We start from the raw sequence: 23,705 nt of genomic DNA, 5'->3' as shown, positions 1-23,705 counted from the left end.
GCCCGTCCGGGCGCAATGGTGCTGACCCATCGTAAGCGTCCCCCTCGGAGCGGGTGACGCGGTGGGGCGATCGTCACGACGCCCGGGCGTCGGCGAGGCGCTCCCGCAGCGGTGCGGAGAGCGAGCCGGTCCCCGGACCGACGGCGACCTCGAGCGTGTCGAGCCCCTGCCAGCGTGCGGCGTGGCGCAGCTCCGCGGCGAGGGCGTCGAGCATCCCCTCCTCGTCGGGCCGACGCGGGGCGGGCACATGGGGCAGTGGCTCGCGGAAGGCCCCGCGCACCTCGAGCACGCCCCGGTCCCGGGCGGCGCGCAGGTCGACCCGGGCCGGGAAGAGGTCCTGGTGCAGGAAGGGCAGCGCGTAGTAGCCGGTGGTGCGCTTCGCGGCGGGGGTGTAGATCCCGATCCGGTAGTCGACGTCGAACAGATGCGCTAGACGGGGGCGGTGGAAGACGATCGGGTCGAAGGGGCTCACGAGCGTGGAGACGCTCAGCGGCGACGCCCCGGGGGCGTCACGGTGCAGCAGCAGGGTGCGGTCCCCCGCCGGGTGCCGGACCACGACCTCCTCGAGCACGCCGCCGGTGAGGAGCTCCTCGACGGCGGGGCGCACCTGGGCGGTGCGCAGGCGGAAGTAGTCGGCGAGCGAGCTGATCTCGGCGATCCCGAGCGCGCGGGCCGCCCGCGCGACGAGCTCGCGGACCTCCGACTCGTGCCGGGCGCCGAGGTCGCCCGGATCCGTCGATGCGTCCGCTGCGACGTCGGAGCGGACCGTCCCGGTCGGCTCGGCGCCGCCGGTGGCGAGCTCGGCGAGGCGCTCGGCCGCGTCGTCGACGGCGACGTACAGCCGCTCGAACTGCGCACTGCGCCCCACGCAGTCCAGGCAGCCCGCGCGGAAGAGGTACTCGACCACCCACTGGCTCGAGGTGCGCCTCCAGCCCCAGCCCTCGCCGCGCTCGGTGTCGCCGAGATGGCGGGAGATGGCCGCGGCGCTCGAGGGACCGATTTCCTCGAGGGCGGCGATGATGCGGGGCAGCAGGCGCGGGGAGGCCTCGGCCGCCTCGCGCACGTTCCCCCAGTCGCGCTGCGCCACGGCCCGGCGGCGGAAGTCCAGCAGGGCGTGGACCTCCTCGGTGGTGTAGACCGCCTCGTGGGCGAGGGCCTCGTGGACCAGCCGTCCGCGGCCGGGCCGGGAGGCGCGGTCCAGCACCGCCGGATCCCAGGCACCCGACCGGGTGTAGACCGGGAGGTGGTGGGCGCGGGCGAAGACGCTCACGGAGTCGATCTGCAGCAGGTGGGTGTGCTCGAGGGTGCGCCGCAGGGCGCGACGGCTCGCGGCGGCCGTGGGCTCCTCGTGCCGGCGGGCCGGGCCGATCCCCTGGGAGCGCAGGGCGATCCGGCGGGCGGCGGTCCAGGTGAGTGTGCGGGTCATGGGTCCTTCCGAGGTCCGGACGTGAGCCGGCCGGGAGGGCGGATTCGCTCCTCCCGGCCGGACGTCGGCGGGGCTCAGCCGGCGGGCTGGAGGTCCCCGTCGAGCTCGATCACGCCGTAGTTGAAGCCGCGGCGGCGGTAGACCACCTTGTGCCGACCGGACTCGGCGTCGATGAAGAAGAAGAAGTCGTGACCCACGAGCTCCATTCGGTAGAGGGCGTCCTCGACGCTCATGGGCGTGGCGGGGTGCTTCTTGGTGCGGATCAGCACGGGGCTGCCGGCCTCGGCGAGGTCCACGCCCTCGGCGGGCGGGTTCTCCGCCTCCGGGGCGTCCTCCGGGGCGGGGGCGACAGCGCTCGACGGCTGCAGGGTCTCGGGCAGCTCCTGGTCCGCGGGCATGGTGCGGACGGACGCGCCGGCACCCTGATGGGCCTTGTCGCGGCCGCGGTGGCGGTCCTTGCGACGGTCGCGGGCGCGGCGGAGGCGCTCGAGCAGCTTCCCGTAGGCGATGTCCAGGGCGCCGTAGAGATCGTCCGCCCGGGCCTCCGAGCGGACGACGGCGCCGTTGTCGTGCACGGTGAGCTCGACGCGATCGCTGAGCTCGGTCTGCCTGGGGTTCTTCTCCTGCGAGATCTCGACGTCGACCCGCAGCGCCGCAGGGGCGAGCTGGGTGACCTTGTCGAGCTTCTCGGCGAGGTGACGGCGGAAACGATCCGGGACGTCCATGTGGCGTCCGACGACATTGATCTCCATGAGGTTCTCTCCTCCAATCAGGGGCGGCCGCTCGGAGCCCGGCCGCAGTGGCTCTTCGGCTGGGGTGCGCACCTCCTGGCGAGAGGGGGATCGTCCGTGTGTGACGAGTCGCATAAGCATGCCACGTCTTCCGGGGTGTTCGCTGATCAACGGTCCTGCGAAGCCGGATTCCCTCCGCCGGGGAGGCCGACGGGAGCCGGGATCCGCGCGGCGGCCACCACCGCGGCCCCGAGCACCTCCAGCCCCGCCGCGGTGAGTGCTCCGTGCAGGGCGCGCAGCGTGGACCCGGTGGTGACCACGTCGTCGACGATCACCACGGGGGCGCCCCGCCGGGCGGCGCGACGGGCGGCCCGCTCGTCGAGGAGCATCCCGCGGCGGCGCCGACCCCGGGATCCCAGTCCCTCCTGGGTGTTCGTCGGGCTCGCGCGCAGCAGCAGGGGACGGCCCAGGCCCCGCGCCGCCAGCTCGCGGACCAGCTCGGCGGTGTGGTCCTCGCCGCGGCGCAGCCGGGCGGCGAGCCGGGAGGGGACGGGGACCAGGTCCGGCCCCTGCCCGTCGTCGGGGAGTCCCGCGGCCCCGGTGATAGCGGTGACCGCCGGGGCGAGCCCCTGCGCGAGGTCGGGGCCGAGGTGCAGCCGGCCGCCGTTCTTCCAGGCGAGGACGATCCGCTGGAGGTCCCCGCCGTACTCGCCGAGGGCCCAGACGGGCAGCAGCGGCACGTGGTCCACCCCCGCGGGAGCCTCCGGCCCCTCGTCCCGCACCCGCGCAGCATGCAGCTGCTGGAGCGCGTCGCAGGTGGCATCGACCCGCACCGGCGGGGCGCTGAGCAGGGCGCGGCACGCGGCGCAGAGCCATGCACCCTCGGTCCCGCAGGGGCAGTCGCGCGGGGCGACGAGACCGCAGGTCTGGGCGAGCACCTCCCGGACCCACTCCCCCGCCGCGGCGAGGACCCCGCGCTGCTCACGCTCGGAGAGGCCGGGGACAGGGGGATCGGCGGTGCGCATGTGCCGATCCCACCGCACCCTGCGCCGCGGCGTCGGGGATCGGGCGCGGCGGTGGATGACGGCGCCCTCGGGAGGAACGATCCGCCCCGGGTCAGTAGAAGGACGGGTCCCTCGCCTCGAGGGGGATCTCGCTCCAGGTCTGGCCGTCGCTGCGCAGCAGCTGCCCGCTGTCGGTGCCCGCCCAGATCGCCTCGGCGATCACGGTGCCGGCCAGGCGGTCGGTGCCGGGTCGCGGGGAGGGCAGCGGGTCCCTCCCCGACGCGAAGTCCACGACCAGGGCCCGCTGCTCCCCGGTGCTCGGGTCCGTGCCCAGGAGGATCATCGCGATCTCGTCGTACCAGCTGGCCTGGGTGACATCCTCGAGGAAGGTGCGTAGCTGCACCGGCTCCGTGAGGGAGGAGGGCGCCCCGTCCTCATCGCGCACCACCGCGCAGAGGTCGACTCGGGCGCCCCCGGCGTCGGCGGACAGCACCAGCAGTCGGGTGGCGTCGGCGGCGAGGTCCAGGGCGCGCACTTCGCGCCCGGCGAGCCAGGGGGCGTCGATGCGGGCATCCCCCCGGGCGTCCGGCACGGAGAGGGCGAGCAGTGCCCCGGCGTTCGTGCGCGTCGACGTCCAGGCGTAGCCCGCGTCGTCGAGCCGCGGGGGCACGAAGCTGCCGCCGGCCGCGGCGTCGCGCACGGGCACCGAACCGTCGGTCGACGCCACCAGGACCGTCGAACCGGCGGTGTCCAGCGCCGCGACGAGGATCCCGTCGGGCGCGATGACCGGCGAGCTGACGGTGCGGCCGGCGAGACCGGGGACCAGCTGGACCGGGTCCGTTCCCGCTTCCACCTCGCCGAGGGCGACGACGCCGCGGGGACCGGCGGCGATGGGCCGATGGCCGGGCAGGGCCCGCTCGATCCGCGCCTCCTCGTCGTCGTTCACGGCACGGCCGGCGAGCAGCAGCTGCACCTCGGCGAGCGCCGGCATGGAGCGCAGCGACGCCTCCATCTGGGCGAGCGCGAGGGCGCGGCGCGCGGTGGGCAGGGCGGTGATCGGGGCCGGCACCACCACCTGGAGGGTGCCGTCGGGCGAGGTGGTGATCTCGGCGAGCGCGATCTCCGCGGAGTCGGGGATCTCGCTGCGGACCGCGGGGCGGAGCATCTCGACCGGTCCCTGCCGCAGTCCCTCGAGGATCGCTGCCGGACCCCGCTGCGCGGCGAACCAGCGGTGATCGGGCACCAGATGGGCGGACCGCGGGTCGACGAAGTAGAGGCGGGTGGGGCTGTACAGCGTCTCGAAGGCCGCCTCCGAGAGGTAGATCCCGTCGGGGACGTCGCTGATGCGCCACTGCCCCTCGATCAGCTCCACCCCGATCTCGATCTCGCGCGCGAGCGGGCTCGCCAGGAGGCTGCGCACTCCGCGCTGGTCGACGACCGAGAGGGTCTGCAGATGCAGCACCAGCCGGGTCTCGGAGAGGGGCTCGACCTCGATCTCCTGGCTGCCGGAGTAGACGGTCACGGCGGCGCTCGGATCCCACACCGGGGCCAGCTCCGGCGTGAGGTACTCGCGAGCGACCGCGAAGTCGTCCTCGGAGCCGACGCCGGCCTGCACGAAGCCGGACACCAACTCCTCGGGGGTGGCGTCCTCCGGCGGCGGCAGGGCCTGGACGTACGGCGCGCCGGGCCGCTCCTGGACCTCGAGCGGCCGCGAGTCGATCGGCGACGAGGTGGGGATACGGGCGCAGGCCGCGCCGAGGCCGAGCACTCCGAGCACCCCCGCGGCGCGCAGGAGGTCGCGACGGTCCGGGATCATCGAGGGCCTCCCTCTTCGGCCGGGGACAGCTCACCCAGGGCGGGCAGCTGGGCGGGATCGATGCGGATCTCCCCCGTCGGCGTGGTCGAGTAGGTTCCGGCGTCGGCCCGGTCGAAGGAACGCTGCAGGGGCAACGGGGAGCGGGCGAGGGTGATGCCGGGGCGGCGGGGCAGGGTCAGGCGGAACACCGCTCCGGCCCCCTCCTGGCCCCAGGCCTGGAGCCACCCGGAGTGCAGCCGGGCGTCCTCGACCGAGATCGAGAGGCCGAGTCCGGTGCCGCCCAGGGTGCGGGCGCGGGAGGGATCCGCGCGCCAGAACCGGTCGAAGACCCTCCGGGCCGCCTCGGGCGAGATCCCGTGCCCGTAGTCCTGGACCACCACGGCCACGGCGTCCTCGTTCCCGGCGGTCTGCACCAGCACCGGGCTCCCCGCGCCGTGCTCGATCGCATTGGTCAGCAGGTTGCGCAGGATCCGGTCGATCCTCCGCGCCTCCACCACGGCGTGCATCCCGTGCCCGGCGAGGCGCACGTCCAGCAGGCAGCCGCGTGCTCCCGCGAGATGGCGCACGTCCTCGACGGCGCGCAGCACGAGATCGTCGAGGTCCTCCCGGGAGGCCTCGAGCTGGGCGGCCCCCGCGTCGAAGCGGCTGATCTCCAGGAGATCGGCGAGCAGCACCTCGAAGCGCTCGACCTGGGCCGAGAGCAGCTCGACGGGTCGGCGGAGGTCCTCGGGCAGATGCTCCCGATCGGCATGCAGCACGGAGGTGGCCATGCGGATGGTGGTCAGGGGGGTGCGCAGCTCGTGCGAGACGTCGGCGACGAAGCGGTGCTGGACCCGGGACAGCTCGGTGAGGTCCTCGACCTTCTGCTCGAGGGTCGCGGCCATGCCGTTGAAGGAGACGCCCACCCGGGCCAGCTCGTCCCCGCCGGAGACCTCCACGCGGGACCGGAGGTCGCCGCCCGCGATCCGCTCAGCGGCGACGGCGGCCCGACGCAGCGGGATCGTCACCAGGCGCGCGACGACGATCGCGATGCCCACCACAAGGGCCAGCAGCACGCCGCCCCCGCCGAGGATCACCGACTGCACGAAGGCGAGGGTCTCCTGCTCCTCCTGCATCGAGAAGACGAGGTAGAGGTCGTAGGAGCCGACGCCCGGCACGACCACGCGCGTGCCGACGAGGAGCGCGGGGACGGTGCGGCCCTGCTCGTCCTCCCGGCCGATCGAGCGCCACAGCACCTCGTCCGGCTGCTGGGCGACGGCGGCCGCGAACTCGTCGTCGACCTCCTGGAAGAGGCTGCTGTCGGAGGAGGCGACCGGGAACACCACCCCGGAGGTCTCCACGGGCACGAGGGCGACCTCGCGCCGATCCCCGCCTCCCGGCCCGCCGGCGGACTGCACGAAGGCGTTCGAGGCGTCCTGCTGCTGGGTGCTCGTGGCCCCGGCGAGGCCGGTGAGGGTGTCGGTGAGGTCCGAGCGCACCTCGAGCGTCTCCTCGAGCACCCGATCGCGGCGCTGCTCGTACAGACCGTCGGCGATCACGGAGGACAGGTAGGCGCCCACGGCGAGCATCGCGAGGATCGAGAGCAGCGTCGTGACCACCACGACCCGCAGCGCGAGCTGCCAGTGACGCGGGTCGAAGGCGCGCCCGAGGCGGGCCGCGGCCGACGGCACGGGGCTCCCCGCCCCGGTCACCTGCCCACCGCCGCTCAGGCGGTGCCCGCGCGGTAGCCGACCCCGCGGACGGTCACCACGATCCGCGGGTTCTCGGGATCGTGCTCGATCTTCGAGCGCAGGCGCTGGACGTGCACGTTGACGAGGCGGGTGTCGGCGCTGTGGCGGTAGCCCCACACGTCGCGAAGCAGCACGTCACGGGTGAAAACCTGCCAGGGCTTGCGGGCCAGCTGCGTGAGCAGGTCGAACTCGAGCGGGGTCAGCGGGATCAGCTCGCCGTCCCGGCGCACCTCGTGGCCGTCGACGTCGATGCTGAGATCGCCGATCGTCAGCTGCTCGGTGCTGGGCGGCTCCGCGCGACGCACCCGGGCCTTGATCCGCGCGACCAGCTCCTCCGGCTCGAAGGGCTTGGTGAGGTAGTCGTCGGCCCCGGCCTCGAGCCCCTCGACCACGTCGGCGGTGTCGGTGCGCGCGGTGAGCATGATGATGGGCACCCCGGAGTCGCGGCGCAGCCGCCGACAGACCTCGATGCCGTCCATGCCCGGGAGCATGAGGTCCAGCAGCACGAGGTCTGGGCGCAGGCGCGGGAAGGTCTCGAGTGCCGAGGCGCCGTCGGGCGCGGTGGCGACCTCGTAGCCCTTGCCGCGCAGGACGATCCCGACCATCTCGGCGATCGCCTGATCGTCGTCGACCACGAGGATCCGTGAAGGCGTCGTCATGTCGGACATTGTGCCACCGGCCGGGCCCGGGTCCGGGGAACGGCGGAGGCCCGGGGCGTCGAACGCCTCCCGAAGACGCCGACCGATCGACGATGGTCGGGTCGGAGGAGGGCCCACGGTTCCGTAGGTTGTGCGGGGCAGCAGTCGTCGACGAACCGTTCGAGGAGGACCCATGACCACCGGATGGACCGCACCGGGAGCCGCCGACGCGGAGGGCTCGCCGTCTCCGGAGGTGCCGACGCCCGCACCCGGGACGCCGGCGCGCGGACCGCAGCGGGAGCTCACCGTGTCCCTGCCGCTCTTCCCGCTCCGCCCCCTCGGCCTCGGCGAGATCCTCGGCGCCGCGGTCCGGATCTACCGCCTGCGCGCGCGCACCGCGCTGAGCCTCGCCGCGATCGTCCACGGCATCTCCTACGCGCTGATCACCCTCGCCACGGGCGCGGGACTGATCCCCTTCATCGGCGAGATGCAGGCCGCCTTCGAGGACCCCACCGCCACGACACCGATCGGCGCGGGCTCCGCGGGGGACCTGGTCCTCACCATCGCGAGCTATGTCCTCACCTTCGTGGTGAGCGTGGTCGCCGCCTCGCTCGTGACAGTCGCGCTCACCGAGCTCGCGATCGGTGAGGCGCGGGGCCAGGGCCCGAACCGCGCCGCTCTCACGGCCTCCATGCGTCGCAACGCCCTGCCCGCCATCATGATCTCCCTGCTCGTCGGGCTGCTCGGGCTGATCGTCTTCGCGGTCCCGCTCGGACTCGGCATCCTGCCGGCGATCCTGATGGGCGAGGCGAACCTGCTCACCGTGGGGGCCGTGCTCCTGGGCGTCCTCGTCGGCCTCCTCGGGCTGATCTGGATCTGGGCGCGCACCGTCCTGGCCGTCCCCGCGCTCGTCGTGGAGGGGACGGGGATCGGCGGCTCGGTCGCGCGGGCCTTCGCCCTGACCCGGGGCCGAAACCTGTGGCGGATCCTGGGGATCTCCCTCCTCCTCGTGCTCATCGTGTCCCTCGCGGTGCAGATCATCTCCGGCGTCCTCGGGACCGTCGGCTTCGTCGCCTACATCGCGATCCTGTTCGCGAGCAACGGCACCGCGCTCGTGCTCGGCATTGCGGTGCTGACCATCCTGACGATGCTCGGCAGCTATGTGGCCACGGTGCTGGTCGCCCCGTTCCAGTCGGCGGCGATAGCCGCCCTCTACGCCGACGCCCGGATGCGGCAGGAGGCCTGGGACGTCGAGCTCACCCGCAGCTCCCGCGAGGCCTGGGACGCCGGGGGCGACCGGTGATCCTCGCCGGCGGCGTGCCCGTGGATCCCGAGGAGGCGCGTCGGCGCACCCTCGAGGAGCTCTCCAAGGGCGAGTACGACGACTCGCCGGGCTTCGTCGCCTGGCTGTTGCAGACCCTCGAGGATTGGCTCGCGGGGATGCTCGACGGGGTCGACGGCTCCTCGCCGCTGCAGGCCGGACTCGCCATCCTGATCGTGATCGCGCTGGTCGTGGCCACGGTCCTGGTGCTGCGGCGCACGGGTCTGCTGCGCCGCGGCCACGCCCTCGCCGTGGACGTCGAGCTCGATGCCGAGCCGGTCCTCGGCGCCGAAGAGCTGCGCGCCGCCTCCCGCCGGGCGGTCGACGCCGGCCGCACCGACGACGGCACCGTCCTCGCGCTGCGCGCGCTTGTGCGGGATCTCGAAGAGCGCACCCTGCTCGACGTCGCCGCGGGGATGACCGCGCACGAGGCGGCCCGCGATGCCGCGGTCTCCTTCCCCGACCTGCAGGGACGCCTCGATCGCGCGGCGGCCGCCTTCGACACCGCCGCCTACTCCCAGCGCACCGCCTCCCCCAAGCAGGCTGAGGACCTGCTGCGCCTGGCCGAGTACATCGCCGAGGCCTCGCCCGACCTCAGCCGCGCCGCCGAGGCCGCCGGGGCCGGACACGGGAGCGTGTCATGAGCGGGGAATCCGTCCTGCTGCGCGCCGGGACCGCGCCGTCCGCTGACTCGCCCACGGACGGGGCACGTCGTCGGCCGTGGATGACCGTGCTGGTGGTGATCGCGGTGCTCGCGGCGGTGCTCGCGAGCGTCGCCCGCGGTCTCTACCGGGACGGCCCGCTCGAGCCCGACGCCCCCACCGCCGGCGGGTCGAAGGCCGTGGTGCAGGTGCTCGGGGATCTCGGTGTCGAGGTGACCGTGGATCGGCACACGTCCGCCGCGGCCGACGCCCTCCGCGGTGGCGGGACCGTGCTGGTCACGGAGCCGAACGCGCTGTCCGGGGAGCAGCTCGCGCTGCTCGACGAGGCCCGCGCGGACGGCGGGGGCCGGCTGGTGCTGGTCGCCCCCGACGGTGAGGCCCTGTCCTGGCTCGATACCGCCATCTACCCCGTGGGCATGCACGGGGACGAGGCGCTCCTCGAGCCCGGGGCGGGCTGCGGCGATCTCGCCGGCGGCGCGCGGATGCTCGAGATCCCGCAGGAGAACGACTCGCTGCGCGGGCCCGCGTACCTCTACCGCACCGTCGAGGGCACGGGTGCCCGGATCTGCTTCCCCCTCGACAACTGGGCGCTCGTCGCCGAGGACGACGGCCTCGTCGTGCTCGGCAGCGCCGATCTGCTCACCAACGCGGGCGTGGGGCGGGCCGACAACTCGGCGCTGGTCCTCAGCACCCTCGGCGCCGAGGGCACGCTGAGCTGGTACGTCCCGTCCCCCAACGACCCGATGGCCGCGGCCGAGGGCACCCTGCTCGCCCACATTCCGTCCTGGGCCGGGCCCCTCCTGCTGTGGGTCCTGCTCGCCGCCGTGCTCGCCCTGCTCGCGCTGTCCCACCGGCTCGGACCGGTCGTGGTCGAGCCGATGCCCGTCACCGTGCGCGCCCAGGAGCTCGTGCTGGGCCGAGCCCGGCTGCTGCAGCGGGCCGGCGCCCCCGACGCCGCCGCCCGCTCCCTGCGCGCCGCGACCGCGACCCGCCTCGCCGACCGGCTGGGGCTGCGCCGCACCTCGACCCTCGACCATTTGCTGGCCGCCGTCGGCCCGCACACCGACCTGTCCCCCGAACAGCTGCGCACGCTGCTCGGCCCCACCCCTGTGACCGGCGACGACGCGCTCGTGCGTCTCGCCCGGGATCTCGACCGTCTCGAGAAGGAGATCGACCGATGACCGAGCCCAGCTCCTCCCCCGCCCCGTCCGGCCCGCCCGTCGAGGAGGACGCCCGCACCGCCCTGCAGAGCCTCTCGACCGAGATCCACAAGGGGGTCGTCGGGCAGGACGCCGCGGTGACGAGCCTCGTCGTGGCGCTGCTCTGCCGCGGCCACGTGCTGCTCGAGGGCGTGCCGGGCGTCGCCAAGACCCTGCTCGTGCGATCCCTCGCGGCCGCGCTCGACGTGCGCATGCGCCGCGTCCAGTTCACGCCGGACATGATGCCCGGCGACATCACCGGCTCCCTGGTGTACGACAACACCACGAGCGACCTGGTGTTCCGCGAAGGTCCCGTCTTCACCAACCTGCTGCTGGCCGACGAGATCAACCGCACCCCGCCGAAGACCCAGTCGGCGCTGCTCGAGGCGATGGAGGAGCGCCAGGTGACGATCGACGGCGCCTCCCGGCCCCTGCCCGATCCGTTCCTAGTGGTCGCGACCCAGAACCCGATCGAGTTCGACGGCACCTACACCCTGCCCGAGGCGCAGCTGGACCGCTTCCTGCTCAAGGCCGTCATGCCGCTGCCCGAGCGGGACGTCGAGATCGACGTGCTGCGTCGGCACGCCGACGGCTTCGACACCTCCGATCTCGCGGCGATGGGTCTCGGCCCGGTCGTGGACGTCCCCGCCCTGCACCGCGCCCAGGCCGATGTGGCGCGGGTCGTCGCCGAGGACGCCGTGGTGCAGTACATCGTCGACGTGTGCCGGGCCACCCGTCGCTCCCCCAGCCTCGCGCTCGGCGTCTCGCCGCGCGGCGCGATCGCCCTGCTCCGCACCGCCCGGGCCTGGGCGTACCTCACCGGCCGGGACTTCGTGACCCCCGACGACGTGAAGACCATGGCCCAGGCGACCCTCTCCCACCGCGTGCGGCTCACCACCGAGTCCGAGCTCGAGGGCACGCAGGTCGAGTCCGTGCTCGCCGCGACCCTCGCCGCGGTGCCGGTGCCGCGCTGAGCGCGACCCGCCGAGTCTGGAGGACCGCTGAGCCCATGAGGATCTCGCTGACCCCGCGCGCCGCCCTCGCGGCGCTGCTCGGCCTGCCCGTGATCGTGCTGTGGCCCCACTGGACGACCGTCGTGGGGCTGTTCGTGCTGTGGACGCTGGTGGTGCTGGGCGACGCGCTCATCGCGCCCTCGCCGCGCTCGCTCCTGGTGCGTCGAGAGGCCCCGGCGCAGGTGCGTCTCGGAGGGAGCGCTGCCGGTCAGCTGCTGCTGACGAACCCGAGCGGTCGCGCGGCCCGGCTCGAGGTGCGGGACGCCTGGAACCCGACCGCGGGCCTCGAGTCCTCGCGCAGCGCGCTCGTCGTCCCCGCCCGGGAGCGGCGCGCGATCCGGCAGCGCTTCACGCCGACGCGCCGCGGGGAGCACTCCTCGCGGGCGCTCGTGGTCGCCTCCCGCGGACCGCTCGGCCTGGCCCGGCGCGCCGCTGCGGTCGACGCCCCCGGGCGGATGCTCGCGCTGCATCCCTTCGGCGCCCGTCGGCATCTCCCCTCGCGGGTGCGCCGCCTGCGGGAGATCGAGGGGCTCGCCGCGATCCATCAGCGCGGCCAGGGCACCGAGTTCGATTCCCTGCGGGACTTCGTCGACGGCGACGACGTGCGCTCGATCGATTGGCGGGCGACCGCGCGGCGGCGCAGCGTGGTGGTGCGCACGTGGCGTCCGGAGCGCGATCGGCACGTCGTGATCGTGGTGGACACCTCCCGCACCTCCGCGGCGCGGCTCGGCGACGCGCCGCGCCTCGACGCCGCCTTCGACGCGGCGCTGCTGCTGACCGCGCTCGCCGGTCAGGCCGGGGACCGGGTGGACCTGCTGTGCCTGGACCGGATCCCCCATGTGTCGGTCCTCGGTTCGACTCGCAGCCAGGTGCTCAGCGACATGGTCACCGCGACCGCTGCGGTGGATCCGGCGATGGTGGAGACGGACTGGGAGCTCGCCGCGGTCGCGATCGCCGAGAGGGCTCGCCGCGGGTCGCTCGTGGTGCTCGTGACCCCGGTCGAGGAGTCGGCGGTCCACTCCGGGCTGCTGCCCGTCGCGGCCCGCATCGCGCGGGACCATCCCCTGGTGATCGCCTCGATCTCTGATCCCGCTCTCGAGTCCCTCGCCGCCGGTCGCGGCGACGCGGAGGCGGTGTACCGCGCGGCGGCCGCCGAGCAGTCCCGACTCCAGCGCGACGGCCTCGCCCAGGCTCTCGAGCGGGTCGGCGCCCATGTCGCCGACGCTCCGCCCGACCGTGCGCCGCAGGCCCTCGCCGATACCTATCTCGCGCTGAAAGCCGCCGGGCGGCTCTAGCGCAGTGCGAGCAGCGGGCAGACTGGGCCCATGGGCACCTCCGACAGCTCCTCCACCGGCACCGCGACCACGATCGACCTGCTCGCCGCGTTCCTCGACGAGCACCGGGACCTGCTCGCCGCGAGCCTCGACGGCCTCACCGAGGATGAGGCCCGCCGCCGCCTGGTTCCGTCGCGGACAACGCTGCTGGGGCTGGTCAAGCACGCGACCTTCGTCGAGCGGGTCTGGTTCGAGGAGGCGCGCACGGGCACGCCGCGACGCGCCCTCGGCCTCCCCGAGAACGCGGGACACTCCTTCGTCCTCGAGCCGGCGGACACGATCGCCTCGATCCGCGCCGCTCACCGCGCCGCATGCCAGGCCTCCCAGACCGTGATCGCGGATCTCTCGGGCGAGGAGATCTGGTCCGGCAACCGCCGCGGTCCGCTCCCCGTGCCCTGGATCCTGCTGCACGTGCTGCGCGAGCTCGCCCAGCACGCCGGCCACGCGGACATCCTGCGCGAGCAGATCCTCGCCGCCCGCCGCTGACGCTGCTCCCGGGACCGGATCCCGGCCGGATCCCGGCAGCTCCTGGCTCAGCCCGCGGTCAGCACCCGGTCGCCCACCAGCTCGTCGGAGAGGTCACCGGTGATCCCGGACCGGTGGGCCTGGCGTCCCCGTCCGAGCATGAACACCAGGAAGGCGATCCAGAGCACCGCGCCGATTCCGATCCGCACGGCGGGCGGCAGGTCCGAGGGCGTCACGAAGGCCTCGACGACCCCGGAGACGAACAGCACCGGCACGAGGCCGATGCCGATCGTGATCAGGGCCCGGGCGGACTGCGACAGAGCCCAGGAGCGGGGCATCGGCCCCGGACGCACCCAGGCCGAGAAGGTCCGCAGCCCGGCCCCGGCGCCGACCATCACCGCCGTCAGCTCGAGCAGTCCGTGCGGCAGGATGAACACGAAGAACGTGCCGAGACCGCCGTGGGCGCCCATCACGCCCGCCGAGAGCCCCACGTTCAGGCCGTTCTGCAGCAGCATCACGATCGGCCAGAAGCCGGTGACGCCGAACACCACCGCCTGCATCGCGATCCAGGCGTTGTTGGTCCACACCTGCGCAGCGAAGCCCGAGGCCTCGCCCTGGAAGTAGTAGGCGACGAAGTCGTGCTCGACGAGGGCGCGCTGCGCCTCCTCCGGGAGGACCGCGGCCCGCGCCTGCTCATCCGTGCCGAAGAAGACCCCCGCGATCACCGCGGAGACGAGGAAGACCGCGGACGCGAGCGCGACGGTCCAACGCGACTGGAAGAGCGCCGAGGGCAGGTCGTTCCAGAAGAACTCCCGGGCATGCCGCCACAGCGGCACCCGTGCCCCGGTGATCCGCAGCCGCGCCCGGTGCACGAGCAGCGAGAGCCGCGAGATGAGCGCGGGATCGGGGGCGGTGGAGCGGACCGTCGACAGATGCGTGGACGTCTCCTGGTACAGCGCGAGCAGCTCCTCGATCTCCGCGGCCGAGTGGGAGCGGGCACGGGTGAGCTCCCGCAGGCGATCCCACTGCGGGCGGTGCACGGCGATGAAGGCGTCGGTGTCCACGGCCCCAGGGTAGGGCGGGCCACCTTCCACGGGCCGCCGACGAAAGTCGCCCCCGAGGGTGCCGGAAGCCGACCCTCGATGCTCCTGGGCCGTGGCGGCCTCTGCGACGATGGTGCGCATGGCAACCTCAGGGGCGGCCGCCGCTGTGAGCGGCACGGACCGCGACGCGCTCATCACCGGCGACGCCGTGCTGCTCGATCTGCGGCCGGCGTCCTTCGCAGTGCGCATGCTGTCGGGGGCGATCGACGGAGCGATCACCCTCGCGCTGCTCATCGCCGGCTTCGTCGCGGTCGCCGTCCTCGCCGTGCGGCAGGACCTCGACGAGGGACTGATCGCCGCGGCCGTGGTGCTGGTCTCCGTCGGCGCGTACGTTGGACTCCCCGTCCTCAGCGAGCTGCTGCTGCAGGGTCGCTCCGTGGGCCGGCTCGCCCTGGGCACCCGCGTGGTGCGCCTCGACGGCGGTCCCGTGCACGTCCGTCAGAGCCTGCTGCGCGCGCTGATGGCGATGCTGGAGATCTGGTCGACGGCCGGTGCGCTGGCTCTCACCTGCGCGGTCATCGATCGACGGGGGCGCCGGATCGGCGATCTGCTCGCCGGGACGATGGTGATCCAGGAGCGCATGCGCGCCCTCGAGCTGCGCCGTCCCGAGGTGCCCGACGCCTTGCGCGACTGGGCGGACGGGGCGGATGTCGGTCGCCTGCCCCTCCCGCTGCTGCAGGACATCCGCTCGTTCCTGCCGCGCGCCGAAGCGATCCATCCGCAGTCCCGTCGGCAGCTCGCCCGGGACCTGCTCTCACGGACCCTGCCGCACGTGGCCCCGGCGCCACCGCCGGGCACCGATCCTGAGGAGTTCCTCGCCGCGGTGCTGGCCGAGCGGTCGCGCCGGGACGAGATCCGCCTGCGTCGCGCGCAGGAGCGCCAGCGGGAGCTCTCGGCGGAGGTACGGGCGGTGCCCTTCAGCAGCTGACGGGCGATGCCCGAGTCGGCGCAGAGCCCTCCTCAGCGGGGCCTCGGGACCTCGGGTCCCCGATTCGCGTCAGCGCAGAGCGCTCCTCACCGGGTGTTCGGTGCCTCGGCACGCCCCGCGATGAGCACGGGGATCCCGCCCTCGACCGCATGGACCCGGTGGCAGTCCGCGCACTGCAGCGCCGCCTCGACGTCCCGCAGCTCGCCCCCGCAGTCGGGGCAGCGCAGGCGCGCGCGGACCCAGCCGGGCACGTCCGCGCCGCTCGGCCCGTCGGGCAGCGGGGCGGCGTGCCCGGTGTCGAACCCGGCCCCGTCGGCGGGAGCGGTCTCGCGGAGCGGCGTGTCCGCCATGGGTGCCTCCTGGTCGGGGGCGTCCCCCGGATGCTGGTCGAGCAGACCGAGGACCGTGTCCCGCACCCGCTCGAGGGTCTGGGGGGTGGCGGCCTCGACGTTCAGCCGCAGCAGCGGCTCGGTGTTGGAGGAGCGCAGCGAGAGCCACCAGCGCTCCTCCGCCGGCGCCCCGTCGTCCCATCGCGTGAGTGTGAGCCCGTCGAGGTGATCCGCCTCGACCGCGGGATCCGCCCCGAGCTCCTGCTCGACGCGGTCGCGGGCACCGGCCGGGTCCTCGTGGCGGACGTTGATCTCACCGCTCGCCGCATACGGGCTGTATGCGGCGACCAGGGCGGAGGCCGGGCCGTCTACCTCCTCGAGGGCCGCGAGCACGTGCAGGGCGGCGAGCATGCCGGAGTCGGCGGAGAAGAAGTCGCGGAAGTAGTAGTGCGCCGAGTGCTCGCCGCCGAAGACGGCACCGTGCTCGGCCATGAGCGCCTTGATCAGGGAGTGCCCCACCGGGGAGCGGAGCACTTCCCCACCGGCGGCGCGCACCGCCTCGGCGACGTGCCGGGAGGAGACCAGGTTCGCGAGGACGACCGGTCGCTCCTCCCCCGCGGCGCGGGCGCGGGCGATCTCCCGCTGTGCGATCAGGGCGGTGATCGCCGAGGGCGGGACGGGGGTGCCGGTCTCGTCGACGACCACGCAGCGGTCCGCGTCCCCGTCGAAGGCGAGGCCCAGGTCCGCGCGCTCGCGGCGCACGGCCTGGCGCAGGTCCTCGAGGTTGGCGGGGTCCAGCGGGTCCGCGGGATGGTGCGGGAAGGTGCCGTCGAGGGTGAAGTGCAGCGGCAGGATCTCGAGGGAGGGCAGGTCCCCGAGGACCGCGGGGGCCGTGTGACCGGCCATGGCGGAGGCCGCGTCGATCACCACCCGCAGGGGGCGGCGGCCCGTCAGCGGCACCAGACCGCGCAGCGTGCGGGCATAGTCCTCGAGGGTCGAGAGGTCCTCCGCCCGGCCCTCGCCGTGCTCGGGGATCTCGCCGGCCTCGAGGTACGCCTCGGCCGCTCGCCGGATCGTGTCGAGTCCCGTCGCCCGGCTGATCGGGCGGGCGCCGGGCAGGCACAGCTTCATGCCGTTGTCGGCCGGCGGGTTGTGGGAGGCGGTGATCATCAGGCCCGCCGCGCGGTGCAGCCCCGAGGCGCAGTACAGCTGATCGGTCGAGGAGAGTCCGGCATCGGCCACGATCGCCCCGCGACGCACGGCGCCCTCGATCACCGCGCGCGCCAGGTCCGGAGAACTGACCCGCATGTCATGGGCGACGATCATCGAGTCGCCCGAGAGGAAGTCCGCGAAGGCCGCACCGAGCGCCCGGGCGACCTCGACGGTGAGCTGCTCGCCGGCGACGCCGCGCACGTCGTAGGCCTTCACGATCGCGGAGAGGTCCGCGGCGGAATGCTGCACCTCAGTCATCGCCGCCCCGCACCACATGGAGGTGGCGGGCTGCCTCACGGCCCGGGGCGGGGGCGCGGTGGCTCGCCGGTGCGGCGGCGGGCCGGGCCGACGGGGCCCACGTCCCGGCGGGCAGCGGCGCCTCGGTGCGGCGGACCGCATCGGCGAGGGCGACGAGGTCGTCGCTGACGCCCTCCCCGCCCGCGACGCGCAGCAACTCCCACCCGCGAGGGGCGGTCATCCGCGCGGCATGGTCGCGGCAGAGGTCGTAGGCGTGCGGCTCACTGGTGCGGGAGAGCGGCCCCAGGACAGCGGTGGAATCCTCGTAGACGAAGGTCAAGGAGCTGACCGCCGGGTTCGAGCAGGCGGTCCGGGAGCATTCGCGAGCTGGCACGTCCAGCAGTGTACGCAGTGCCCGGTGCGCCCCGCGGGCCGACGCGCCCGGCCCGGAACCGTCCCCTCCCGGGGCACTAGAGTGCCCTCCATGGATGTCGAGCCGCTCCGTCCCGGCGCCCCCGGTCCCCGTCGTGCGGCGCGCCGCCGCGACCGTCACGGGCGGGGCCGGCGCTTCGATCTCATTCCCCCGCACCTGCCCGGATACCGGACCCGTCGGGAGGTCTTCGACGACCTCGTCGCGGAGTCCGGGGCCACGCTCGCGGAGCGCTTCCCCCGCCGCCTCGCACACCTGCGGGTGCTCGTCGAGGAGGTCCCGCCCACGGATCCGGCACCGTGGGAGGATGCCGCGGTGCTCCTCGGCCGCGCCCTCCCCGCCACCCGGGAGCACCCGCCGCGCGCGATCCTCTATCGACGCCCGATCCAGACCCGCTGCGCCTCGGAGGAGGACCTCGAGGCCCTCGTGCGCCAAGTGCTCAGCGAGCAGGTCGGATCCCTCCTCGGGATCGCCCCCGAGGACGTCGACCCCGGCGCCTGGGAGGACTGAGCACCGCGCGCTGCGCTTGCCGCGCCCCGGTCAGTCCGCGAGGCGGACCGTGACCTCGTTCGCGCCGAGCCGGGCGGGCAGCACGGGCAGCGAGGACAGCAGCACCCCGCCCGTGCCGTCGTTCTCGCGCTGGGTCCAGCTCGCGTGCAGCACCCCGGGGACGTCGGGGACGACGGTCACGGCCGAGGGCTTCTCGGCCCCGCGGCGCAGCGGCTCGTCGGTGACGCCCACGGCAGTCCCGGCGGCGGCCTCGACCTCGACCGGCTCTCCCGCGGTGCCGTCGGCGTAGAGCGGGACGAGGGTGACGGCGGTGTCCTCCGTTGCGGTCAGGGACAGCACCCCCGCGGCGCCCTGGGCGGGGAGGGCGAGCAGGGCGCTGGTGCCGATCGCGGGGGCGGCGACGGCGAACGTGAAGTCGACGGGGCTGCTGACGGTGTCGCCGGCGAGGTCCACGCCCGCCTGGGAGCTGCGGGTCACGGCGTGCACGGGCTCCTCGGCAGTCACCTCGACGCTCCAGGTCCCGACGGGCAGGTCCTCGAGCGGCACCTGGACGACGGCGCCGGCCGGCACCTCGACCTCGGGCACCTCGGCCGCATCAAGGGGTCCGTCGGCCCCGAGCACCCGCACCCGCGCGCGGGTGTCCGCCCCGCTCGGATTGGCGAGGGTCAGCACGGGGGCGATCCCGGCGGTCTCGACGCCGGTCATGATCTGCTGCTCGTCGGCGGCGGGGAGGGGCTGCTGGATCTCGGCCCCGCCCGGGGTGAGCCCGTCCCGCTCGGTGGTCTGGACGTGCATCTGCAGGGGCGCGCCGAGCACCGAGACGTCGACGCCGAGCGCCGCCTCCCCGGCCGCCACGGACTCCAGCAGCACCTTCTCCTCGGCTCCGGGTGCCACGACGACCTGGCTGCGGCCTTCCATCGCGGCGGGACCGTCGGCCGTCCAGACCTGGACCGAGGCGGTCGCGGGGCGGGTGGTGGGATTGCGCAGCACCAGCACGGAGCTGTCACCGGTCTCGGTGGAGACGCCGAGGAAGGTCGCGTCGGTCTGCGCCGCCCCGCACCGGGAGATCACCAGGGAGCGGTAGTCGCCGCTGGTCGTGGAGGTGGACTGGACCGCATCGGCGACCGGGAGCCCCGCCTCGGCGGTCTCGGTGCGCACGCTCGGGGCGGTCTCCAGCTCCGTCAGGGTCTGGACGGAGACACCCAGGTCCTCCGCGGCGGAGGCGTCGGAGAGCACGGCGCCCTCGGCGTCGGAGGCGGTGATCGACGGGGTGCGCATCCGACCCTGGTCGTCCTGGAGCGTGGACGAGGCGCTCACGGTCCCGAAGAGCACCGAGGAGTCGGGCTCGAGGGAGACGGTGCTCAGCCCGACGGTCGTCGAGGGCGGGGTGACGGACAGCTCGTCGTCCCCGCCGCCCTCCAGGAGCGCCTCGGGCAGCGAGAGCGGGCCGGCGCACGCGAGGCTCTCGCCGCCCTGCTGCGTGGTGGAGACGGCGCGGGTGACCGGGGCCTGCTCCGTCGGGTCGACGGTGGAGACCGCCGCGACGGCCGCCGCGAGCGGGAGCAGGGCGGCGAGGGCCAGCAGCGGGCGCGCGGGGCCGCGGCGCCCGGGACGGTCGGGTCGGGGCGTCGGCTCAGCCATACATCTCCTCGGCACGGGCGCGGGGGCGCCAGGGCACGGCGATCAGGACGGTCAGCAGCACGGCCGCTCCGAGGAGCAGGCGCTCGGCGAGGAGCAGCGGCTGGGCGCGCTCGATCGAGATCTCGCCTCCGGTGCCGGCCGGGAGCACGAAGCCCTGGGCCCAGCCGTCGACCGTGGTCGGCTCGAGCGCGGTGCCGTCGATGCTCGCGCGCCAGCCGGAGTCCGCCCGCTCGGAGAGGATGACGGTGCGCTCCTCCGCGGCGGGCTCGACCCGTCCGCTCACGTCGATCGCCTCGCTCGCGAGGGCGATGCTCCCCTCGGACCCGGTGACGACCGCGCGGGGGGGAGAGTCGACCACGCGCCACATGCCGCCGCGGGTCCCCTCGGTGACCTTCTCGAGGGTCGAGGAGGCGTCGAGGGTGGCCATGAGGTCCTGCTGCTCCACGGGATCTCCCTCGACCACGACGTAGGCGACGGCCAGCGAGGCAGTCGCCTCACGGAGGGCGTCGGCCTCCGCCGGATCGGCGCCGGAGGAGAGCATGAGCGCGACGGTGTCGCGCAGGACCGTGCTCGCCGGATCCGCGTCCACCTCCCCGGCGCGGGCCGCGGCCACGTCGCGCTGGTCGAGGATCGCGGCATGCTGCACGGCGGAGTCGCCGCCGTGCACCACGAGGTGGGCCGTGACCGAACCGTCGTCCTCCTGCGACAGGCTCAGCACCCGGGACCTCGCCTCGGTGCGCCCCTGATCGGCCGCCGCCGCGGGCACGTCGCCGGTCTCGGTCCGCTCCACGCGGAGCTGCCCGGGGAGGAGCAGGGTCCATCCCGCGACCGCGATCACGCAGCAGGCGGCGACGAGGGACGCGAGCACGACGGTGGCGGGACGACGCGCACGGGACTCCCCCTCCTCCCGCCGGGCGAGGGCGTCGAAGCTGGCGGCGGCGCCGACGCACAGCGCCAGGAGCGCGGCGCTCAGCAGGGCATGGGGCGGGAAGGGCACGAGCAGCTCGCCGCCGAGGCCCGCCGGGAGCTCCAGCGCGAGCAGCGCTGCCCCGAGGGCAGTCGCCGCAAGGAGCAGCCCGAAACGCCCCGCACGCCCTGCCTGACCGGCGAGGAAGGGCGCCGCGAGGGCGCCGAGGACGATCGGGGCCAGCGGCAGCGCGAGCGGGAGCCAGAACGCCGCCATCTCCCCGACCAGCGGGGCCAGCACCGTTTGGACTCCCGGGGAGACGGGCCAGAGGGCGAGCAGCTCGGCCCTCTCCGGCAGGTCCCCGCCGAGCGGCATGCCGCCGACGGAGAGCATCAGCCCCGGATGGCCGAGGTACTGGGGCAGGTAGGGCAGGTGCAGCGCGAGGGAGGGCAGGAGCACCAGGGCGAGTCGACGGCGGCGACCGGGAACGGCGGGGAGGATCAGCAGCAGCGCGAGGGCGGTGAGCAGCACGAGTGCCGGGGTCACGGCTCCGATCACGAGCAGCACCAGCCCGCCGGCCGCCGCGGCGGCGGGACTGGCCTGCGAGGCCTTGTGGGGCAGACCGATCGCGCGCCCGATCAAGAGCGCCAGCAGCGGCAGCAGCAGGTGCACCAGCAGCAGGGGCCAGGCTCCCGTCGTAAGGGCGCTCAGCAGCGAGGGCGCGAGCGTCCAGGCCACCACGAGGGCGAGCCGGGCCCCGACCGCCCGGGTGATGGCCCCCGCCGCCCACCAGGACAGCAGGGCGCTCAGCGGGAGGGCGGTGAGGATCAGCGCCTCGACCAGGAACGATCCGGGCACGGGAATGCTCCCGAGCAGGCGGAGCAGCGGGTCGGCGGGGCCGCGCTCCCCGAGACCCCCGGGGATCCAGTCCGACCAGCCGACCCGCCATCGCAGCGCGAGGTCGTCGGGCAGGGAGCGCAGGGCCGGACCGCTCAGCTCGCCGCGCCCGAACAGACCGCGCAGGGCGACCAGGCCCAGCACCGTGGCGAGCAGGGCGACCACGGCGGTCCACACCGCGTGCCGGCCGAAGTCGGCGTCGTCCTGGCCGTGGTGCGTGCCCGCGATGCCCCAGGTGGTGCGGCGGATGGTCCGCCGACGGTCGTCATCGGCCAGCAGCCGGGTCGCCAGATCCTCGAACCGCCGGCGGGCGGCCTCGCCGCGGGGCAGGTACAGCGGGGCGAGGCGCCGGGCGGGGACACGCGCGAGACGGCGATCCCGTCGGCCGCGCTGGAGCACCCGGGGCGCCCGACGCAGCATGCCCGCCCAGGCCCGCAGCTCGGCACCTGCCCGCCGCGGCTCCGAGGCGGCGATCGCCCCCGCGGTGCGCAGCAGCGCGGACAGCGGCGAGAGCAGGATCATGAGCAGCGCCGCGAACAGCGAGCGGTGCTTCAGCAGGAGCAGCAGCTGACCGGTCCGCTGCTCCTGGAGCCGTTCGAGTCGCGGGCGCGTGGGCAGCGGGTGGAGAGTGCGTGCTCGGGACTGCACGGCGACGCGATCGCCGCCGCGCCACACCCGTCGGCACAGGTCGATCTCGGCCCAGGGACCGGGCAGGTCGGGGTCGAGCACGCCGACGGCGCGCAGGGTCGACTCCCGCACGAGCATTCCGGCGAGGGGGACCGCGAGCACGTCCTGCCGCCAGTCCGCCTGCCCCTGGTCGACCTCGCCGGCGTCGACCCCGGTGATGATCCGGCCGCCATGGGTGAGCGTCAGCCCGACGTCGACCAGCGCATCCGCCTCCTCAGCGGTGCGGATCACGGCGTTCTCCGCGGCGGAGTCGACCCCCGACGACGGGGCGGCGGGCGCGACGCGCTTGGTGCCGACGACGGCGGTGGTCGGCGACTCCGCCACCAGCTCCAGCTGGGCCTCGAGCGCGTCGAGACCCGGCGTGGAGCCGTCCACGACGCACCAGAGCCAGCTCTCGTCCTCGGCGCTGCGGCCGGCACGGCGTCCGGTCCGCGGACCGTCCTCGCGCAGGCGCACCGGCACCTGGGCGAGGGCCGCGAGCTCCTGGGTGCGCTCGCGCTCGACGGCGTCCGGGTCGATGTCGCTCGCCCGCCGCCCGCGCGAGGCCGGAGCCTCCCCGGAGCTCACCTCGGGGGCGGAGCTCACGGCGTGATCTACGTGATCTGCGGCAACGGATCCCTCGCGCGCGCCGTCGGTCTCGTCGAGCAGACGCAGCACGGCGCGCAGCGCGGCCGTCCGCGCGGCCCCAGCGGGCACGGTCAGGACATGGTCGAGACCACCCGCGGAGCGTTCGTCGCGCAGCAGCGCGACGCAGTCCTCCGGGAGATCCTGGGGAGCGACCGCGACCAGGCGGTCCACCGGCCTGCTCTGTCCCTGGGCCCCGGCGAGCGTCGCCCTGAGAGAGGGCTCGGTCGTCGCCCGGCTCAGCAGGACGACGGCGGTGACATGTCGATCGCTCACCAGGTCAGGGTGTCAGACCGCCCGGCGCTTGAGCTTGCGCCGCTCGCGCTCGGAGAGTCCGCCCCAGATCCCGAAGCGCTCGTCGTTCTCGAGCGCGTACTCGAGGCACTCCGCCCGCACCTCGCACGAGACGCATACCTTCTTCGCCTCGCGCGTGGAGCCGCCCTTCTCGGGGAAGAACGCCTCCGGATCCGTCTGCGCGCACAGCGCGCGCTCCTGCCACGACAGCTCGGCCTCGTCGCCGTCCTGTCCCCCGAGATCGAGCAGGGACAGTTCGGCCCGCGCGCCCTGTTCGAGGAGGTCCTCGTCCATCGCCGCCACCCCTTCCACTGCATGGTCGCCTGTTGCGCGCCTAAAGTACACCCGTGTAGTTATGCCCCGTCAAGCGGCTCCGGCGCGTCGTGCAGCGCATCGGGTCCGGATCACAGCCCGGGAGGGCCCATGTCCGACTCCCCCCGTCCGCCCCAGCCACCCCGTCCCGTCGACGTGATCCCGGTCACCGGGATCGGGGGGGGGGGGGGGGGGGGGGGGAGGGGGGGACTCCCCTCCCCCACCCCCCCAGCCCCCCCCCCCCACAATAGGGAA

At 74.6% G+C, this 23,705-nt stretch carries 20 protein-coding genes; 8 read left to right on the top strand and 12 right to left on the bottom strand.

Annotated features, from left to right (window positions below; genetic code table 11):
- Positions 1-73: 73 nt before the first annotated feature.
- The 6 genes from V1260_RS02270 to mtrA all read right to left on the bottom strand — a co-directional run bounded on the left by V1260_RS02270 (position 74) and on the right by mtrA (position 7,375).
- On the bottom strand, positions 74-1,426 hold the full coding sequence (locus tag V1260_RS02270; protein ID WP_329745177.1) for a winged helix-turn-helix domain-containing protein: 1,353 nt from the start codon (positions 1,424-1,426) through the stop codon (positions 74-76).
- A 74-nt stretch (positions 1,427-1,500) separates the two neighbouring features.
- Entirely contained in the window at positions 1,501-2,178 is a 678-nt protein-coding gene (gene hpf, locus V1260_RS02265; RefSeq protein ID WP_329745176.1) for a ribosome hibernation-promoting factor, HPF/YfiA family, read from the bottom strand.
- A 146-nt stretch (positions 2,179-2,324) separates the two neighbouring features.
- Positions 2,325-3,182 (bottom strand): phosphoribosyltransferase family protein, encoded by an 858-nt coding sequence (locus tag V1260_RS02260; protein ID WP_329745175.1) that lies wholly within the window; start codon positions 3,180-3,182, stop codon positions 2,325-2,327.
- A gap of 91 nt (positions 3,183-3,273) precedes the next feature.
- Positions 3,274-4,977, bottom strand: a complete 1,704-nt coding sequence (locus tag V1260_RS02255; RefSeq protein WP_329745174.1) for an LpqB family beta-propeller domain-containing protein — start codon at positions 4,975-4,977, stop codon at positions 3,274-3,276.
- On the bottom strand, positions 4,974-6,668 hold the full coding sequence (mtrB, locus tag V1260_RS02250) for an MtrAB system histidine kinase MtrB (RefSeq protein ID WP_329745173.1): 1,695 nt from the start codon (positions 6,666-6,668) through the stop codon (positions 4,974-4,976). The genes V1260_RS02255 and mtrB overlap by 4 nt, the downstream gene beginning before the upstream one ends.
- A gap of 14 nt (positions 6,669-6,682) precedes the next feature.
- Entirely contained in the window at positions 6,683-7,375 is a 693-nt protein-coding gene (gene mtrA, locus V1260_RS02245) for an MtrAB system response regulator MtrA (RefSeq protein ID WP_329745172.1), read from the bottom strand.
- 163 nt (positions 7,376-7,538) lie between these two features.
- Here mtrA and V1260_RS02240 point away from each other — a divergent pair, with 163 nt between their 5' ends.
- Genes V1260_RS02240 through V1260_RS02215 form a run of 6 tightly spaced genes read left to right on the top strand, consistent with a single transcriptional unit; the run spans position 7,539 to position 13,360 of the window.
- Entirely contained in the window at positions 7,539-8,648 is a 1,110-nt protein-coding gene (locus tag V1260_RS02240; protein WP_329745171.1) for a glycerophosphoryl diester phosphodiesterase membrane domain-containing protein, read from the top strand.
- A gap of 14 nt (positions 8,649-8,662) precedes the next feature.
- Positions 8,663-9,310 (top strand): DUF4129 domain-containing protein, encoded by a 648-nt coding sequence (locus V1260_RS02235; RefSeq protein WP_329745170.1) that lies wholly within the window; start codon positions 8,663-8,665, stop codon positions 9,308-9,310.
- Positions 9,307-10,509 (top strand): DUF4350 domain-containing protein, encoded by a 1,203-nt coding sequence (locus V1260_RS02230; RefSeq protein ID WP_329745169.1) that lies wholly within the window; start codon positions 9,307-9,309, stop codon positions 10,507-10,509. The genes V1260_RS02235 and V1260_RS02230 overlap by 4 nt, the downstream gene beginning before the upstream one ends.
- The gene (locus tag V1260_RS02225; protein ID WP_329745168.1) at positions 10,506-11,501 is read left to right on the top strand and encodes an AAA family ATPase; all 996 of its coding nucleotides are present in this window, start codon (positions 10,506-10,508) and stop codon (positions 11,499-11,501) included. Before V1260_RS02230 ends, V1260_RS02225 begins: the two co-directional genes overlap by 4 nt.
- A gap of 35 nt (positions 11,502-11,536) precedes the next feature.
- Positions 11,537-12,835 (top strand): DUF58 domain-containing protein, encoded by a 1,299-nt coding sequence (locus tag V1260_RS02220; RefSeq protein ID WP_329745167.1) that lies wholly within the window; start codon positions 11,537-11,539, stop codon positions 12,833-12,835.
- A 30-nt stretch (positions 12,836-12,865) separates the two neighbouring features.
- Positions 12,866-13,360: a DinB family protein gene (locus V1260_RS02215; protein ID WP_329745166.1), complete on the top strand. Its 495-nt coding sequence runs from the start codon at positions 12,866-12,868 to the stop codon at positions 13,358-13,360.
- Positions 13,361-13,407: 47 nt separating this feature from the next.
- On the opposite strand, the gene V1260_RS02210 is transcribed toward V1260_RS02215, so the two are convergent.
- Entirely contained in the window at positions 13,408-14,403 is a 996-nt protein-coding gene (locus V1260_RS02210) for a stage II sporulation protein M (protein ID WP_329745165.1), read from the bottom strand.
- Positions 14,404-14,521: 118 nt separating this feature from the next.
- On the opposite strand from V1260_RS02210, the gene V1260_RS02205 reads away from it, so the two are divergent.
- The gene (locus tag V1260_RS02205) at positions 14,522-15,370 is read left to right on the top strand and encodes an RDD family protein (RefSeq protein WP_329745164.1); all 849 of its coding nucleotides are present in this window, start codon (positions 14,522-14,524) and stop codon (positions 15,368-15,370) included.
- Between the two features lie 86 nt (positions 15,371-15,456).
- On the opposite strand, the gene V1260_RS02200 is transcribed toward V1260_RS02205, so the two are convergent.
- Positions 15,457-17,169 carry a phosphomannomutase/phosphoglucomutase gene (locus V1260_RS02200; protein WP_329745163.1) on the bottom strand — a complete coding sequence of 571 codons (1,713 nt, stop codon included), beginning with the start codon at positions 17,167-17,169 and terminating at the stop codon, positions 15,457-15,459.
- A complete protein-coding gene (locus V1260_RS02195; protein WP_329745162.1) occupies positions 17,162-17,542 on the bottom strand; it encodes a DUF3499 domain-containing protein in 381 nt (126 codons plus the stop codon). Before V1260_RS02195 ends, V1260_RS02200 begins: the two co-directional genes overlap by 8 nt.
- A 90-nt stretch (positions 17,543-17,632) precedes the next feature.
- Here V1260_RS02195 and V1260_RS02190 point away from each other — a divergent pair, with 90 nt between their 5' ends.
- Complete coding sequence (locus V1260_RS02190) at positions 17,633-18,088, top strand: metallopeptidase family protein (RefSeq protein WP_329745161.1); 456 nt, start codon at positions 17,633-17,635, stop codon at positions 18,086-18,088.
- Positions 18,089-18,118: 30 nt separating this feature from the next.
- Here V1260_RS02190 and V1260_RS02185 read toward each other — a convergent pair whose 3' ends face one another.
- The 3 genes from V1260_RS02185 to V1260_RS02175 are packed head-to-tail and all read right to left on the bottom strand — an operon-like array spanning position 18,119 to position 23,432.
- Positions 18,119-19,729: a DUF5719 family protein gene (locus tag V1260_RS02185; RefSeq protein WP_329745160.1), complete on the bottom strand. Its 1,611-nt coding sequence runs from the start codon at positions 19,727-19,729 to the stop codon at positions 18,119-18,121.
- Positions 19,722-23,120: a hypothetical protein gene (locus tag V1260_RS02180; RefSeq protein ID WP_329745159.1), complete on the bottom strand. Its 3,399-nt coding sequence runs from the start codon at positions 23,118-23,120 to the stop codon at positions 19,722-19,724. Before V1260_RS02180 ends, V1260_RS02185 begins: the two co-directional genes overlap by 8 nt.
- Before the next feature lie 12 nt (positions 23,121-23,132).
- Positions 23,133-23,432: a WhiB family transcriptional regulator gene (locus V1260_RS02175; protein ID WP_329745158.1), complete on the bottom strand. Its 300-nt coding sequence runs from the start codon at positions 23,430-23,432 to the stop codon at positions 23,133-23,135.
- Positions 23,433-23,705 lie beyond the last annotated feature (273 nt).

The sequence above is a fragment of the Brachybacterium sp. J144 genome, from assembly GCF_036321705.1.
Classification (GTDB): domain Bacteria; phylum Actinomycetota; class Actinomycetes; order Actinomycetales; family Dermabacteraceae; genus Brachybacterium.
Note: the sequence above shows the minus strand (reverse complement) of the source record. Positions and strands in the feature narration are given on the sequence as shown.